We start from the raw sequence: 15,603 nt of genomic DNA, 5'->3' as shown, positions 1-15,603 counted from the left end.
TGTTTAGGCTGGCCGCTGGATTCTCACCTTAAGGCCCTGCCGCCATGACCAACGCCTTCCTCGACGCGCACAAGACGCGTCGCACCCAGTACGCCCTCGGCAAGTCGCTGCCCGTCTCGCGCGAGGAGATCACCGCGCTGATCCAGGACGCGGTCAAGCACGCGCCGTCCTCGTTCAACTCGCAGAGCTCGCGCGTGGTCATCCTCTACGGCGCGCAGAGCGACAAGTTCTGGGACCTGGTGCGCCAGGAGCTGAAGAAGATCGTGCCGGCCGATGCGTTCGACGCGACCGAGAAGAAGCTGGCCAGCTTCGCGGCCGGCGCCGGCACCATCCTGTTCTACGAGGACCAGGACGTGGTCAAGGGCCTGCAGGAGAAGTTCGCCCTGTACGCCGACAACTTCCCGGTGTGGTCCGAGCAGTCCAGCGGCATGGCCCAGCTGGCCGTGTGGACCGCACTGGCCACCGTCGGCGTGGGCGCCAGCCTGCAGCACTACAACCCGCTGCCCGACGCCGCCGCGGCGGCCGAGTGGAACCTGCCGGCCAGCTGGAAGCTGCGCGCGCAGATGCCGTTCGGCTCGCACGAGGCCGAGATCGGCGGCAAGGCCTTCATCGACGACGCCCAGCGCTTCCGCGTCTTCGGCTGAGCCCGCACGCCCGGCCGGCCCCGGTCGAAGCGATCCGACACCGCGCCCCCGCAGGCCACCTGCGGGGGCGCGTTCGTTTGCGCCGACGCTGCTTGAGCCCTTGCCGGCACCGGCAAGGCAACGGATAGTGACGCAGCTCCAACTTCTGCGTCGGGCGAACGCCATGACACTTGCGCCGCTGCTGCTGGGTCTCGTGCTGCTGCTCGTCGTTGGCGTGTGGTGGGCGGCACGGCGTCGCCGACCCGGCAAGACCCTCGCCGTGGTCGCGGCCACGCCCGCGGCCGGGCAGGCGCCGCCGCCTTCGACCCCGGCCGAGGTCCCGCGCCTGCATCCGCTGATGCGCAGGCTGTACGCGGCGACCATGCACCGGCCGGACCTGGCCGACGCGACCCGGCCCATCGAGGGCCTCCAGGCGCAGGTGCTGCACCAGGCCGACTCGATCCTGGACTGCCTGGACCTGCAGCCGCAGTACATGCCGCGCCGCCCCAACCTGCTGCCGCAGCTGATGCGCGCGGTCAACGATCCGGCCGCCGACGGCCGCGCGATCGCCGCGATCATCGCCCAGGATCCGGCCCTGGCGACCAGCCTGCTGCGCATCGCCAACAGCGCGCTGTACCGCGCCGCCGGCGCGCCGCCGGTGGACACGCTGGAACGCGGCGTGGCGCTGATCGGCACCGACGGCATCCGTCGCATCGCCGCGACCGCCCTGATGCAGCCGGTGCTGAGCCTGGAGGGCGGCATGTTCGCCCAGCTCCCCGCCGCGATCTGGGGCTACGCCCTGCACGCGGCCACCGCCGCGGCCGACCATGCCGCGCGCCACGGGCGCGGCGAGGACGCGCTGTCCGCGCAGCTGCTGGGCCTGCTGCAGGGCCTGGGCGCGGTGGTGGTGCTGCGCGTGCTGCAGGAGACCTACGCCCGCCACGACGGCGCCGCGCCGGAGCTCGCGGTGGCCGCGACCCTGCTGGACCGCCATACCATCGCCACCGCCCGCACCGTCACCGCCGGCTGGGACCTGCCGCTGCCGATGGCCGAGGCGCTGATGGAGCAGCGCCCGCAGCGCGATGGCCAGGCCCCGGCCACGCCGCTGGGCATCGCCCTGCGCTACGGCCGCCTGGCCGCCGCGCTGGCCGCGCTGGCGCGCCTGGACCAGCTGACCGACGCCGACGCCCTGGCCCAGCTGGCCACGCTCGAACCCGACACGCAGGCCAACGCACGCCTGTGGACGCGCCTGCGCGCCGAAACCCCGACCGACTGAAGGCCTCGGCTCAGAACGAGACCTGCGCGCGCACGCCGACCGTATTGCCCGAGTCCGGGCCCTGGTAGCTGCCGACCTTGTTGTCGGTGCGCCAGTGCACGACGTTGAGCATCAGCCGCGCGAAGCTGGTCAGGTACCAGTTGACGCCGAAGGTGAAGGCCTCGCCCTCGCCGCCGCGCGCGGCGTCGGTGAAGTCGTAGTCGTCGTAGCGCGCCAGCACCTCGAACGCGCCCCAGCCGCCCTCGGTCACCGGACGCAGCACCTTGGTGGTGGTCCACACGCCCGAACGCGAGGAGAAGCCCGGCTTCTCGCCGGTCAGCAGCCAGCCGGCGTAGTAGCTGCTGGCCTTCTGCTCGCGCGAGGCCTCGGTGGAGGAATTGATGGTGCGCACCGTGGTCTCGGCGAAGGCCCAGCCGCTGCGCCAGGTGCCGCCCAGCTCCGCGCCCCAGGCGTGGTCGTCGGTCACCCCGCCGATCGAACTGGCGGAGATGGCGACCTGGCCGTTCCAGCCCAGCGCCACGCGCGAGGTCTTGTTGATGCTGGTGATGTCCTTGCCCAGGTCCTCGTACCAGTACCAGCCGCCCACGTGCAGGAAGCCGGCGCTGGTCTTGACCGGATTCCAGTGCGCGCGCGCGGTGTAGGCGATGGTGTCGCTGGCGCTGCTGTCGCCGCCGATGTCGTCGCCGGTCACCGCCAAGCTGGCGTGCCAGTTGCTGCCGTAGAGCTTGGTCGTCACGCCCAGGCCGAAGAAGCCGCTCTGCATGCCGCCCACCGAGCCGACCGCGTTGCGCTCCATGAAGGGCGTGGTGGTGCCGCCGGTGGCGCCGTCGATGCTGCGGTCCTTGAGCTTGCTGCCCACGTAGACCTCGGCCGGCAGCCCGCCCAGCTTGGTGTCCCAGGACAGGTAGACGTCCTTCATGGTCACTTCGTTGCCGGCGAAGTCGGCCTCGATCTTGTAGCCCAGCGGGCCGGCCTCGCCCTCGGCGCCGAGGCGGCCGCTGGCCATGTCGGTGCCGGTGACGTTGCGCGCGTCGAAGCGCGAGCCGTGCGTGCTGGTGAAGTCCATCAGCACGCGTCCACGCGGATGGAAGGTGAAACGGCCATCGGCGCTCTTGAACTCCGGACCGCCGTCGCTCCAGCTGACGTTGCCGTCGCTCTTGGCGCCGCCACCGGCGACCGCCATCTGCGCGACCTGGGCCTTGAGGATCGCCAGCTCGTCGTCGCTGCGCGTGTCGGCCACCGCCGCGGCGACCTGGGCCTGGGTGGGATTGGCCGACGTGCCGGCCACCGCCGCGCCCGGCTTGCCGCCTTCCAGCGCCGACAGGCGTGCGTTCATCGCGCTGAGCTGTTGCTGCTGCTGCGCGATCTGCTGCGCCTGCAGCTCGATCATCTTGCGCAGCTGCGCCTCGGTGGCGCTGTCGGCCAGCGCCGGGGCGCTGAGCGCGGACAAGGCGCTGGCGATCGCCGCGGCCAGCGCGGCGTGTCGGACGTGCTTCATGGTGAGGATTCCCCGTAGAGGTGCGGCCCGCGGGCCGCGGGTGTCATTCGCCGTCTGCGGCGCCGGACGCAGCAGGATCGGCGCCGGACGTGCCGGCCGCCTGCATGAAGCCATGCATGCGCGCCCAGGTGGCGAACAGGCGCGGCCACTGCGCCGGTTCGGTGCCCGGCTTGCCCAGCCCCCAGCTGTGGCCGCCGCGTTCGAAGATGTGGAGTTCCACCGGTACCTTGGCCTTCAGCGCGGTCTGGTACATCAGCAGGCTGTGGCCGACATCCACGATGGGATCGTCCACCGCCTGGGCCAGGAACACCGGCGGCATGTCGGGGCGCACGTGGTCCTCGACCGAATACGCGGTGCGGTAGTCGGCCTGGGTGGACAGCTCGCGCGCGCTGCGGGTCTTGTCCAGCGGCGGCTTCATCGACACCACCGGGTACAGCATCCCTAAGAAGGCCGGACGCGCGGACAGCGCATCGGCCGCATCCACGCGCGGATAGAAGTCGTAGTCCCATCGGGTGGCGATGATGCCGCTCAGGTTGGCACCGGCCGAGGAGCCGATGATGCCGATCCTGTCCGCATCGAAGCCCCACTGCGCCGCATGCTGGCGCATCAGCCGCATCGCCCGCTGCGCATCCTGGAAGGGGGCCTCGGCCTTCCAGCCGTCGGCCGGCAGCCGGTAGTACAGCACCGCGCTGGTCACGCCGATCGAGGCCAGCCACTGCGCCATCGGCCGCGCCGCTGTGCCGACCTGGATGCGGAAGTAACCGCCACCGCCGACGATCAGCGCCGCGGTGCCGTTGGGATGCGCGGCGCGATAGATCTCGATGCGCGGGTTGGAGATCTGGCTCACCGAACCGGTGGCGCTGCCCTGCTTGCCGATCTTCTCCGGGCTCTTGACCACCTGCGGCAGGCTGCCTTCGGGCCAGAGCGCCAGGGTCTGTGTCGCCGTCTCGCCGGTCTGCGCCCATGCCGGCATCGTCGCCAGCAGCAGGCAGGCCATGCACCCGCGCATCGCATGCATCAATCGTCGCATCGTCCACCCCTCCCAAGGCTGTCGTGCCCTGCGCGCCTGACATCGAAGACAGACGCGAAGAGCCGGTGCGGAGTTATAGACCAGCGCGACGACGCGGCAGATAGCCCATTGGAGCTAATGCCTTGGTGCTAGCGGTCGCCCCAGGCGACCGGTCCTGCCCGCGCGACGCTCCGTCGCCAGCTGTGCGGGCGAGATCGTCGGTGCGCCAGGAGCGGGCGTCATGGAGGCCTTGCGATACCGCGAGATCGTGCGCGGATAGGACAGCTTCAACGTCATGGATATCGGGATCCGTTGTGCGTGTCGCGCTTCATGCCTCGCCCATGAGTGCTGAGTACCGGCGACGGTCTGCCGTGGCCGCAATCGCTGGTGACAGCTCGTACGCACAGTGCGCTTCTTCGCATGCTTCTCACCCGCATAACTCCCGCTTGAACCCACGCGTTAAATCCGTCTGAGGCAAACGTGAAGGTTTGGATGCGCTTCAGATGCGAAGCCTCCTACTGGTTTGTGTCGCACACGGCGCATCCGCGCCAGCGACGGTTCTGAAACCGGCGATCCCTGTGGACATCACCACGCTCGCCCCCCAGTCGAAAGGTCATTTGTATGAAGAAGATTTTCCTCCCTGCGGCCATCAGCGCAGCCCTGATCGCCCCGTCCGCGTTTGCGCAAACCGGCGGCGATACCTATCGCCCGGACCTGCAGGTCGGCCAGGGCAACTGGTTCGTCTCGGGCAGCGTCGGCCGCACCGACGGAGGCACCGCGGGTCGCTTCGGCAGCGGCGACTTCAACGTGTTCGAAGGCCGCCATGGCCGCCGCACCGGCTATGACGGCAGCGTGGGTTACCGCTGGAAGGTCGGCCCGCAGTGGGGCCTCGGCGTGGAAGGCGGTTACGCCGACCTCGGCAACCTCAAGGTCTCCAACGCGTTCAACAGCGATGAGGTCAACCAGCGCGACAGCGAGAACGCCCTGCGCGGCTGGCATGTGGGCGGCAACGCACGCTTCAACGTGACCCCGCAGTGGTACATCGGCGCGCGCGGCGGCTACTTCCGCGCCTCGGACAACAACATCGACTACTACAACTCCGTCGGCCAGAACCTGGGCCTGAAGAGCGGCGGCGACAGCGGTCGCAACAGCTACTACGCCGGCATCGGTACCGGCTGGAACGCCACGCAGAACTTCAGCGTCGGCCTGCACTACGATTACTTCCGGGCCAAGGCCGGCGAGGTGCGCGACCCGGCCACCGGCATCCGCTTCGATGGTCCCAAGCGCTCGACCGCCCTGCTGGGCCTGACGGCGGAGTACGCGTTCTAGGTCCATTCCGCAGCGCATGAACCACACCCATCGCGGGCGTCGAAACCGCCTGCGATGGGGCTTGCTGATTTACATCGCTACGCGCGCAGCAGCGTGGTGGGAGCGCCAAGGACGATCGCATCGGGTCGCCGACATCGGGATTTCTCCGCAGCTCTTGGCCACGGCGCCAATGACCTTGGTTTGGGCTCCGGCGACGAGCTTGGGTTAGCGCTTGGGGCGCACCGCTTTCAGCCGTCGGTCGAGACGGTCAGCGCTTCCCACTGCGCCAGCTCGGCCTCCAGCGCCTTCAACTTCTCGCGCACCAGCCGTAGGGCGTCGCTGCCCAGCAGCAGATGCGCGGGCGGCGCCGGCGCATCGATGACCGCCAGCATGGCGCGCGCGGCCTTGCGCGGGTCGCCCAGCTGCTTGCCGCTGACTTCCTGGCGGCGTTGGCGGATGGGATCGAACAGCGCGTCGTAGTCGCCGATGCTGCGCGGCGTGCGCACCATCGATCGCCCGGCCCAGTCGGTGCGGAACGAACCCGGCGCCACCGAGGTCACGCGGATGCCCAGGTCGGCCACCTCCTTGCCCAGCACCTCGCCGATGCCCTCCAGCGCGAACTTGCTGCCGCAGTAGTAGGCGATGCCCGGCAGGGTGATGAAGCCGCCCATCGAGGTGATGTTGAGGATGTGGCCGGCGCGGCGCGCGCGCATGTGCGGCAGGATCGCCTGGATCATCGCCACGGCGCCGAACACGTTGGCCTCGAACTGCCGCCGCAGCTCCTCCAGTGGCGATTCCTCCAGCACGCCTTCGTGGCCGTAGCCGGCGTTGTTGACCAGCACATCGATCGCGCCGAGCTCGGCCTCGATGCCCGCGACGACCGGCGCGATCGCCACGGTGTCGGTGACGTCCAGCACGCGGGCGACGGCGCGGCCCGGGGCCAGGGCTTCGAACGCTTCGACGGCCTGCACGCTGCGCACCGTGCCGACCACGCGATGCCCGGCGGCCAGCGCCTCCTGGGCGAGCGCGCGGCCGAAGCCGCTGCTGACACCGGTGATGAGCAGCTGTTTGGACTTGGACATGGGCGGGCTCCGGTCGTGTGAGGGGAGTGCACAATAGAAATCCGCAACCCGCCTTCGAAGGCCAATCCGCCTCCGATCCTTGCCTATTCCTATGAACAACCCTCCATCATCGTCGGATGCGACCGGCGCCGGGCTGCTGCCGCTGGCGCCGCTGGTGCAGGCGCTGGCACCGCGCGAGGGCTATACGCTGACCGCGCTGGAGAGCGTGCGCCTGCTGCGCTCGGACCGGCCGCTGGCGCGCACGCCGGTGCTGTACGACCCCGGCATCGTCATCGTCTGCCAGGGCCGCAAGCGCGGCTACTTCGGCCGGCGCACCTATGTCTACGACGCGCACCAGTACCTGGCCGTCTCGGTGCCGGTGCCCTTCACCATGGAGACCGACGCCACCGCGCAGGCGCCGCTGCTGGCGCTGTACCTGCACCTGGACTTCCCGCTCGCCGCTGAGCTGATGCTGGAGATCGACCGCCACGGCGGCCCGCCCCGCACCGCCGCGCCGCAGAGCCTGCTGTCCAGCCCGATCGATCCGCCGCTGCACCAGGCCGTGCAGCGCCTGCTGCTGGCGCTGGCCACGCCGATGGAGGCGGCCATCCTCGGCCCGCAGCAGCTGCGCGAGCTGTATTACCGCCTCCTCACCGGACCGCAGGGCCCCACGCTGCGCGCGGCGCTGGCCATGCAGGGCCGCTTCGGCCGGATCGGCAAGGCGCTGCGGCATCTGCATGCGGCCTACGCGCAGCCGCTGAGCGTCGCGCAGCTGGCCGAGGAAGCCGGCATGAGCGCACCGTCGTTCCACAGCCACTTCAAGGCCGTCACCTGCACCTCGCCCATGCAATACCTCAAGTCCACGCGCCTGCACCAGGCGCGCCTGCTGATGGTGCGCGAAGGCATGACCGCCGCCGCGGCCTGCCACGCGGTCGGCTACGAGAGCCCCTCGCAGTTCAACCGCGAGTTCAAGCGCCTGTTCGGCCTGACCCCCGCGCGCGAGGTGCGACGCATGCGCGACAGCTTCGCCGTGCCGCCCAAGCAGGCGGTGGCGGAGTATGTTTCGTCGCACTAGCAGCGCTGCGACAACCCCGTCCACCTTCCGATACCACTTCCGCCCGCCGTGACCACCACGACCACCCTCTACCGCCCCGTCGGACCTGAAGAGCTGGAACTGCTCAGGCAGTCCGACTTCACCCGTTGGCCGCCGCGTTTGCCGGAACAGCCGATCTTCTATCCGGTCACGAACGCGGAATACGCCGCGGAAATCGCCAGCAAGTGGAACGTCGCGGACAGCGGCTATGGCGCGGTGACCCGGTTCCAGGTCCATTCCCATTTCATGGATCGCTACCAGATCCAGAAGGTGGGCGGCGCCCGTCACACCGAATGGTGGGTGCCGGCCGAGGAACTCGAAGCACTGAACGACCATATCGTCGGCAAGATCGAGGTGATCCAGGAATTCGGCAGCAAGTAGTTGCCGCGCAGTCCTGCGATTAGTTCGGCGCCTGCGCCTCGCCATGCTGCGCGGCCCTGCGCATCTGCTCCTCCGTCAACGGCGGCGGACGGGCGATGGCGGGGTGCTCGTAGGGGCGCATGCCGGTCACCTGTTTGATGCCTTTCCAGGTGTGCAGCAGGCCTTGGTTGATGCCGTAGTGGACGTAGCCTCCATAGCCGCCGTCGCGAGGATCCTTGCCCATCAGTTCAGGGCTGATGCCGGGGTCGTAGACCTTGTCGAACGTGTTGGGCTCGACGGTGACGGGATTCTTGAAGGTGTAGAGATCCAGCACCTCCTCGTCCGGGCGCAGCGCCTGGACGCGATCGAGGGTGGTGACGGCGGTGGGCGGCGTTGTGGGTGGAGCCGGCGCGGGCGATGCCTGTTGGGCGAGGACCGGTTCCATGCCGATGCCTGACGCCAGCCAGGCGTAGGCGAACAGTCGCGCACGCCGCGGCGCCCTCATGCGCTCACCTGCTCACATCGTTGGCCGACGCGCCGTCCGCACAGCCCTGTCCGTCCTCGCCGCAGGCGCGGGCGGCGCGGTCCATCTGCTCAAGGCTCAGCGGTGGCGGGCGCGCGGTCGGGGGGTGGACCTGACCCTTGACGCCTGGGATCGCCTGTAGCCCCTTCGCAGCGGCGCCGACCAGCTTGGAGAGGCCGTAGGCCACATAGCCGCCGCTCTCGGAGATGTCCTTGACCGACGGCGGCGGCTGATAGGCCTTGGAGAAGGGATTCGGATCGACCTGGATCGGATTGCGGAAGCGATAGAGATCCAGCACCTCGCCCTCTTCCGGCGGCAGCGCCTTGACCTCGCCCAGGGTGGGCACGTCGCTGCCGGCGCTCAGGCCGGGCGGCGGCGCGGCCGTGTCCACCGTGTCTTGCGTGGCCTGGGTGCCGGCGGAGCGGTCGTCGGGCACCTGCTGCGCATTGGCCAGCGGCGCGCAGGCCAGCATGGCCAGCCAGAGGCTGCGGACGATGGCGATCCTGCTCAGAGTGCTGCTCCTTGTCGGCCGTCAGTGCGAAAGGCGCCGTTGCACGGCGCGCCAGACTCTACCGCCATCGCCCGGGGCCGCGGGTTGGTTTTCCGTTGCGCGGCCGGCGAGCACGCCCGCCGCGCGCAGGGGCGGTTCAGGCCTGGGGATCGACTTCGGTATCGCCCAGCGCGTGGCGCACATAGAGCTGCTTGACCAGCACGTACAGCACTACCGTCATCGGCGCGGCCAGGACCACGCCCATCGGCCCGAACAGGGCACCGATGCCGAACAGCGAGAACAGCAGCAGCGCCGGCGGCAGGTCCACCGCGCGCGCCTGGATCAGCGGCTGCAGCACATGGCCTTCGAGCTGCTGCAGCACCACGAACAGCGCCAGCGTGCCCAGCGCCACCTCCGGCGAGACGGTGAAACCAAGCAGGATGGCCGGGATCGCCGCCAGCACCGGGCCGACGATGGGAATGAAGTCCAGCAGCGCGGTCAACAGGCCGATGCCCAGCGCCACCGGCACGCCCAGCGCCCACAAGCCCAGGCCGGTCAGCGTGCCGATCACCGCCATGGCCAGCAGCTGGCCGCCCAGCCAGGCGCGCAGGGCCTTGCCGCTGCTGCTCAGGGCCTCGTCGGCGACCGGGCGCTGGTCCAGCGGCAGCAGGCGCAGCACGCCGCGGCGGTAGAGGTCCGGCTGCGCGGCCAGGTAGAGGCCGCCGACCACCATCAGCACCGCGTCGGTCACCCCGCGTCCGGCCGACATGACGAAGGCGCCGGCGTGCGCGGCCAGGGTCGAGGCGCCCTGGCGCAGCTGCTCGGGCAGGCGCTCCAGCTGCGGGCCCAGCGGGCTGGCCTGCAGCCAGGCGTGGAACTTGTTCCAGGCCGCCGGCAGGGTCTCGCGGAAGGTGTCGATCTGCCCGGCCACCTCGGTGCCGAACAGGGTGAAGATCCCGGCCAGCACCACCACCAGCACGGTGACCACCAGGCCCAGCGCGGCCCAGTCGGGCACCCGGATCCAGCGCCGCACCAGCAGGGTCAGCCCGTGCAGCAGCACGGCCACCACCACCGCGCCGAACATGATCAGCAGCAGCTCGGACAGCTGCCAGGCCAGCAGCGCCAGCGCGCCGATCGCCAGCACGACCAGCACGCGCGCCGCGAAGGGCCGCAGCGGGGAAGAAGGCACAGGGGTGGCGGTCATCCAGGACATCCAGGTAGGCAAGTGCGCAGACAGTAGCCGCAACCCGGGTCGAAACGAAGCGAAGGCGCCCGCGCCGGTCTCGCCGGCTGAGACGCCGCCGTGCTCCCCTGCCTCGCCCTGACCGCCCGGGCCCTCGCATGACCTACTCCCTCGCCCCCCGCACCGAAGCCAGCGAACGCGCCCTGGCGACCACCCAGGGGCAGCCCTCGCGCGACGGCGCGGTGCTGGGCGCGCGCCTGGCCCAGCGCTATGCCGACCGCATCACCGGGCGCTTCACCCTGCCCGGGCGCGAAGGCCGCTACGCGCCGATCCCGGACGATGTGCCGCGCGCGCTGGCCGATGCCCTGCGCGCGCGCGGCATCGAGCAGCTGTACGCGCATCAGGCGCAGGCCTGGGCCGCCGCGCAGCGCGGCGAGCACATCGCCGTGGTCACGCCCACCGCCAGCGGCAAGTCGCTGTGCTACACGCTGCCGGTGGTGAGCGCGGCGATGCGCGGCAAGGCCAAGGCGCTGTACCTGTTCCCGACCAAGGCGCTGGCGCAGGACCAGGTGGCCGAGCTGCTGGACCTCAACCGCGCCGGCGAGCTGGGGGTCAAGGCCTTCACCTTCGACGGCGACACCCCGGGCGATGCGCGCCAGGCCATCCGCCTGCACGGCGACATCGTGGTGTCCAACCCGGACATGCTGCACCAGGCGATCCTGCCGCATCACACCAAGTGGGCGCAGTTCTTCGAGAACCTGGCCTTCGTGGTGATCGACGAGATCCACACCTACCGCGGCGTGTTCGGCAGCCACGTCACCAACGTGCTGCGGCGGCTGAAACGCATCTGTGCCTTCTACGGCGCCAACCCGCAGTTCATCCTGTGCTCGGCCACGATCGGCAACCCGCAGGCGCATGCCGAAAGCCTGATCGAGGACCGCGTGCATGCGATCACCGAGTCCGGCGCACCGACCGGGGACAAGCATGTGCTGCTGTGGAACCCGCCGGTGGTCAACGCCGACCTGGGCCTGCGCGCCTCGGCGCGCTCGCAGTCCAATCGCATCGCGCGCATCGCGATCAAGTCGGGGCTGAAGACGCTGGTGTTCGCGCAGAGCCGGCTGATGGTCGAGGTGCTGACCAAGTACCTGAAGGACATCTTCGACCACGACCCGCGCAAGGCGCCGCGCATCCGCGCCTATCGTGGCGGCTACCTGCCGACCGAACGGCGCGAGGCCGAGCGCGCGATGCGCGACGGCCGCATCGACGGCATCGTCTCGACCTCCGCGCTGGAGCTGGGCGTGGATATCGGCAGCCTGGACGTGGTGGTGCTCAACGGCTATCCGGGCAGCGTGGCGGCGACCTGGCAGCGCTTCGGCCGCGCCGGCCGCCGCCAGCGCGCCAGCCTGGGCGTGCTGGTGGCCAGCTCGCAGCCGCTGGACCAGTACGTGGTGCGGCACCCGGAGTTCTTCGCCGACGCGCCGCCCGAACACGCGCGCACCGCGCCGGACCAGCCGCTGATCCTGTTCGACCATATCCGCTGCGCGGCGTTCGAGCTGCCGTTCAACGCGGGCGAGGCCTTCGGCCCGATCGATCCGCTGGTCTACCTGCAGGCCCTGGCCGAGAGCGAGGTCGTGCACCAGGAAGGCGAGCGCTGGGAGTGGATCGCCGACAGCTATCCGGCCAACGCGGTCAGCCTGCGCTCGGTGGCCGACGGCAACTTCGTGGTGGTCGACAAGACCAACGGCAAGCAGACCATCATCGCCGAGGTCGACTACTCGGCCGCCGCGCTGACCCTGTACGAGGGTGCGATCCACATGGTCCAGTCCACGCCCTACCAGGTCGAGCATCTGGACTGGGAAGGACGCAAGGCCTTCGTCACCCGCACGCACGTGGACTACTACACCGACAGCATCGACTACACCAAGCTCAAGGTGCTGGAGCGTTTCGACGGCGGCCCGGCCGGGCGCGGCGACGCGCACCACGGCGAGGTGCACGTGGTGCGGCGCGTGAGCGGCTACAAGAAGATCCGCTACTACACCCACGAGAACATCGGCTACGGCCCGGTCAACCTGCCCGACCAGGAGCTGCACACCACCGCGCTGTGGTGGCAACTGCCCCAGGCCACGCTGGGCAAGGCCTTCGCCTCCAAGCAGGACGCGCTGGACGGCTTCCTCGGCGCCGCCTACGCGCTGCACGTGGTCGCCACGGTGGCGGTGATGGCCGACGCGCGCGATCTGCAGAAGGCGGTGGGCAATGGCGATGGCGCATGGTTCGCGCTGGCCGACCAGACCGGCCGCGGCCAGCTGCGCGGCGCCGATGGCGCCGAAGGCGTGGTGGAACTGGAGCAGGCCTTCGTGCCCACCGTCTACCTGTACGACAACTTCCCCGGCGGGGTGGGCCTGAGCGAACCGCTGTGGCAGCGCCAGGCCGAACTGGTGCAGCGCGCCGGCGAGCTGGTGCAGCGCTGCGACTGCAGCGCCGGCTGCCCCGCCTGCGTCGGCCCGGTCCTGGCCGCGCACGAGGACGGCCAGGGCGCCTCGCCCAAGACCCTGGCGCTGAAGGTGCTGGCGCTGCTGTCGGACCTGGAAGCGCGTGCGCGGCGCGAAGCGTCCTTCGACGGCGAAGCGGTGTTCGCGCCGATCGACCCCGCGCCGCAGATGCTGGATGGAGACCGTCCGGCCCGGGAGGCGCGGTCGTGAGCATGAGCCTGGAGCGCCTGCGCGCGCTGCGCAGACAGGCCGGCGACCCGACGGTCCGGCAGGCGCCTGCGGCGCCGAGCGCCGCCGCGTCTGCTGCTGCGGAAACGGCGCAGGACAGCGGTGCCCAACCTTCTCAGTCGTTTCCCGCAATCCCGAACTCCGCTTCGCAGCGCGAAAGACAGGGCGCCCTCAGTACCTCCGACCGCGCCGGTCCCGCTTCTGCCCCCTCCCTTTGCGAAGCAAGGGGAGGGCTGGGGAGGGGTAAAGCTCTTGATCTTGATCTCGCTCTTGATCCGCACTCCACACGCCCGGTCCGCCTGCGAACGCCCTCCACCCCTGCCGCCAACGACACCCAACCACCGCGCAGCCTGGACGCCCTGCGCCGACTGATCGCCACCCGCGAACGCAAACCCGGCACGACGCCGGTACCGGCACGCAAGCCGGCCTCACTGGACCGCAGCCTGCCCGGGCGCGAACTCTCGCCCGGCCTGCACCTGATCGAGGCCTTCCTGCCGCAACCCATTCCCCGCGCGGCCCTGTCGCTGGCCTTCGCCAAGCGCCACGAAGAAGCCGTGCACCCGCGCGACCTGCTGTTCTTCGACACCGAGACCACCGGCCTGGCCGGCGGCACCGGCACCCGCGCCTTCATGATCGGCGCGGCGGACTGGCATGTGGACGCCGACGGCGGCGAAGGCCTGCGCGTGCGCCAGCTGATGATCTCCACCATGGCGGCCGAAGCGCCGATGCTGCGCGCCTTCGCCGGCTGGCTGTCGCCGACCACGGTGCTGTCCAGCTACAACGGCCGCTGCTACGACGCGCCGCTGCTGAAGACGCGTTACCGCCTGGCGCGCATGGCCGAGCCGCTGTCCGCGCTCGACCATGTCGACCTGCTGTTCCCCACCCGCCGCCGCTATCGCGGCACCTGGGAGAACTGCCGGCTCGCCACCATCGAGCGCCAGTTGCTGCGCATCGTGCGCCAGGACGATCTGCCCGGCGCCGAGGCGCCGGCCGCGTGGCTGTCGTTCCTGCGCGGCGGCAGCGCCGGCAACCTGCGCCGCGTCGCCGAGCACAACCGCCAGGACGTGGTCACGCTGGCCCAGTTGTTCCAACGACTGGTGCAGGCCGAAGCCGACGATCGCGAGGTACTGTCGTTCGAAGAGGCGCCGTAGCGCGCGACGCGCTCAGCGGCCGAGGGCGCCCATCGACTCGTGCTGCTGCGGGGCCTGCCGCGCCTGCGCGGCCGCCTGCTGCTGCAGGGTTCGGCTCTGCTCGGCCTGGCTGAAGGACTGCTCGACCGGCGCCTGCACCGCCTCCTGGGTGGACACGGACGTGCGCAGATGCGTCGGATCGGCCGGGTTGCCCTGCACGGCGAACACGCGTTCGCCGGCGCGGGACTGTGCGCCCTCGATGCTCAGATGCACGCCATCGACCCGGGTCATGCCCGACTCGACGGCCTTGGCGTAGAGGCTGGCGCTCATGCGCTCGCTGGCGGCATCCGGCGTGCGGCCCAGGCTCGCATCCAGCCGGGCCACATGCCCCTGGATCTGCTGGAACATCGGGTCCAGCCGCAGATCCGCATGGCCCGGCAGCGGCACGGAGACCGGCTCGACCTCGCCACCGACCTGCCCATGGCGCGCCTCGCGCCCATGGCCCAGCACATCGGCCATGCCGTGGACGACGTTGCGCGGCAGGGCCAGGCCCTGATGCACCAGATGGATGTCGTTGCGGTACTTGTCGATCATCGGCCGATACTCGGCGTAACGCGCCGCGTCCTCGGCGTTGATGATCGAGCCGCCGCCTTCGGGATTGGTCGGCAGGAAGTTGCTGCTGTAGTGCGCGGCGACCCCGACACCGAGGGCCACGCCGAACGGATTGCGCAGATCGGTCAGCACGCGGTGGTCGTTGGCGTAGCCGTGGCCCTTGAGCGCGGCGATGTCCTGCACGGTCGCATAGGTGCGGACTTCACCGTAATGGCGGCTGGCGGCGCTCACGAAGTCGGTCGCACGCACGTGGTTGACGACGTCCTGGCCGCCTTCCGGAATGTGCCGCGTCAGGCCCGCGGCGCCGTATGCATCGAAGGTCTCGCCCTTGAGGCCGTACTCGTACGCGGTGATCTGGGCCAGCGTTCCGCCGAGGGAGTGGCCCACGACGATGGGACGCGACGTCAGGTAGCCGCGCGCCTCCAGTCGCTCGTACTCCTCGATGGCGCTGCGAGTGAATGCTGCGGCATCGGCCGCTTGGCTGTTGACGCCAGCGAGGACCATCCCGCCGTCCGCCACGATGCCGTCTTTCACCAGTTGCCGGTCGAACTCCGTCCCACGATGGGCCACCACCAGTTCACCCGTTTCGATGTTCTTGTAGAGCGTGCCTTGGTAGCCACTCGGCCGAGAGACTTGATCGACGATGGCATAACGCACGCCATCGGCGGTCACGCCCTTTTCCCATTCCTCCCGGGGATGAAACTGGTATGCGTCCGCTGC

The 15,603-nt window shown here is 70.2% G+C and carries 14 protein-coding genes; 7 read left to right on the top strand and 7 right to left on the bottom strand.

What is annotated here, in order from left to right; all coding sequences use genetic code 11:
• The first annotated feature begins 44 nt into the window (after positions 1-44).
• Entirely contained in the window at positions 45-644 is a 600-nt protein-coding gene (locus MWN52_RS01050; protein ID WP_286576152.1) for a nitroreductase family protein, read from the top strand.
• Positions 645-807: 163 nt separating this feature from the next.
• Positions 808-1,899, top strand: coding sequence for an HDOD domain-containing protein (locus MWN52_RS01045; RefSeq protein ID WP_286576150.1), 1,092 nt, complete (start codon positions 808-810; stop codon positions 1,897-1,899).
• 10 nt (positions 1,900-1,909) lie between these two features.
• Here MWN52_RS01045 and MWN52_RS01040 read toward each other — a convergent pair whose 3' ends face one another.
• Positions 1,910-3,397 (bottom strand): OprO/OprP family phosphate-selective porin, encoded by a 1,488-nt coding sequence (locus MWN52_RS01040; RefSeq protein WP_286576149.1) that lies wholly within the window; start codon positions 3,395-3,397, stop codon positions 1,910-1,912.
• Positions 3,398-3,440: 43 nt separating this feature from the next.
• Positions 3,441-4,427 carry an alpha/beta hydrolase gene (locus MWN52_RS01035; RefSeq protein WP_286576148.1) on the bottom strand — a complete coding sequence of 329 codons (987 nt, stop codon included), beginning with the start codon at positions 4,425-4,427 and terminating at the stop codon, positions 3,441-3,443.
• A gap of 600 nt (positions 4,428-5,027) precedes the next feature.
• Here MWN52_RS01035 and MWN52_RS01030 point away from each other — a divergent pair.
• Positions 5,028-5,735, top strand: coding sequence for an outer membrane protein (locus MWN52_RS01030; RefSeq protein ID WP_131659835.1), 708 nt, complete (start codon positions 5,028-5,030; stop codon positions 5,733-5,735).
• A 227-nt stretch (positions 5,736-5,962) separates the two neighbouring features.
• Here MWN52_RS01030 and MWN52_RS01025 read toward each other — a convergent pair whose 3' ends face one another.
• On the bottom strand, positions 5,963-6,796 hold the full coding sequence (locus tag MWN52_RS01025) for an oxidoreductase (protein WP_286576147.1): 834 nt from the start codon (positions 6,794-6,796) through the stop codon (positions 5,963-5,965).
• A gap of 91 nt (positions 6,797-6,887) precedes the next feature.
• Between MWN52_RS01025 and MWN52_RS01020 the strand changes: the two genes are divergently transcribed.
• Positions 6,888-7,850, top strand: a complete 963-nt coding sequence (locus tag MWN52_RS01020) for an AraC family transcriptional regulator (protein WP_286576146.1) — start codon at positions 6,888-6,890, stop codon at positions 7,848-7,850.
• Between the two features lie 48 nt (positions 7,851-7,898).
• On the top strand, positions 7,899-8,249 hold the full coding sequence (locus MWN52_RS01015; RefSeq protein ID WP_337053038.1) for a hypothetical protein: 351 nt from the start codon (positions 7,899-7,901) through the stop codon (positions 8,247-8,249).
• A gap of 19 nt (positions 8,250-8,268) precedes the next feature.
• Here MWN52_RS01015 and MWN52_RS01010 read toward each other — a convergent pair whose 3' ends face one another.
• The 3 genes from MWN52_RS01010 to MWN52_RS01000 form a co-directional block, all read right to left on the bottom strand.
• The gene (locus tag MWN52_RS01010; protein WP_286576145.1) at positions 8,269-8,673 is read right to left on the bottom strand and encodes a hypothetical protein; all 405 of its coding nucleotides are present in this window, start codon (positions 8,671-8,673) and stop codon (positions 8,269-8,271) included.
• 64 nt (positions 8,674-8,737) lie between these two features.
• Entirely contained in the window at positions 8,738-9,223 is a 486-nt protein-coding gene (locus tag MWN52_RS01005) for a hypothetical protein (RefSeq protein WP_286576143.1), read from the bottom strand.
• A gap of 175 nt (positions 9,224-9,398) precedes the next feature.
• On the bottom strand, positions 9,399-10,382 hold the full coding sequence (locus tag MWN52_RS01000; RefSeq protein ID WP_130516108.1) for an AI-2E family transporter: 984 nt from the start codon (positions 10,380-10,382) through the stop codon (positions 9,399-9,401).
• Between the two features lie 200 nt (positions 10,383-10,582).
• Here MWN52_RS01000 and MWN52_RS00995 point away from each other — a divergent pair, with 200 nt between their 5' ends.
• The gene (locus tag MWN52_RS00995; protein ID WP_286576141.1) at positions 10,583-13,123 is read left to right on the top strand and encodes a DEAD/DEAH box helicase; all 2,541 of its coding nucleotides are present in this window, start codon (positions 10,583-10,585) and stop codon (positions 13,121-13,123) included.
• Complete coding sequence (locus MWN52_RS00990; RefSeq protein ID WP_425608066.1) at positions 13,120-14,292, top strand: ribonuclease H-like domain-containing protein; 1,173 nt, start codon at positions 13,120-13,122, stop codon at positions 14,290-14,292. Before MWN52_RS00995 ends, MWN52_RS00990 begins: the two co-directional genes overlap by 4 nt.
• Before the next feature lie 12 nt (positions 14,293-14,304).
• Here MWN52_RS00990 and MWN52_RS00985 read toward each other — a convergent pair whose 3' ends face one another.
• Complete coding sequence (locus MWN52_RS00985; protein WP_286576140.1) at positions 14,305-15,555, bottom strand: XVIPCD domain-containing protein; 1,251 nt, start codon at positions 15,553-15,555, stop codon at positions 14,305-14,307.
• Positions 15,556-15,603: the final 48 nt, after the last annotated feature.

The sequence above is a fragment of the Pseudoxanthomonas winnipegensis genome (genome assembly GCF_030322905.1).
GTDB classification, from domain to species: Bacteria; Pseudomonadota; Gammaproteobacteria; order Xanthomonadales; family Xanthomonadaceae; genus Pseudoxanthomonas_A; species Pseudoxanthomonas_A winnipegensis.
The sequence above is the reverse complement of the archived record's forward strand: the minus strand, read 5'-3'. Positions and strand labels throughout refer to the sequence as shown.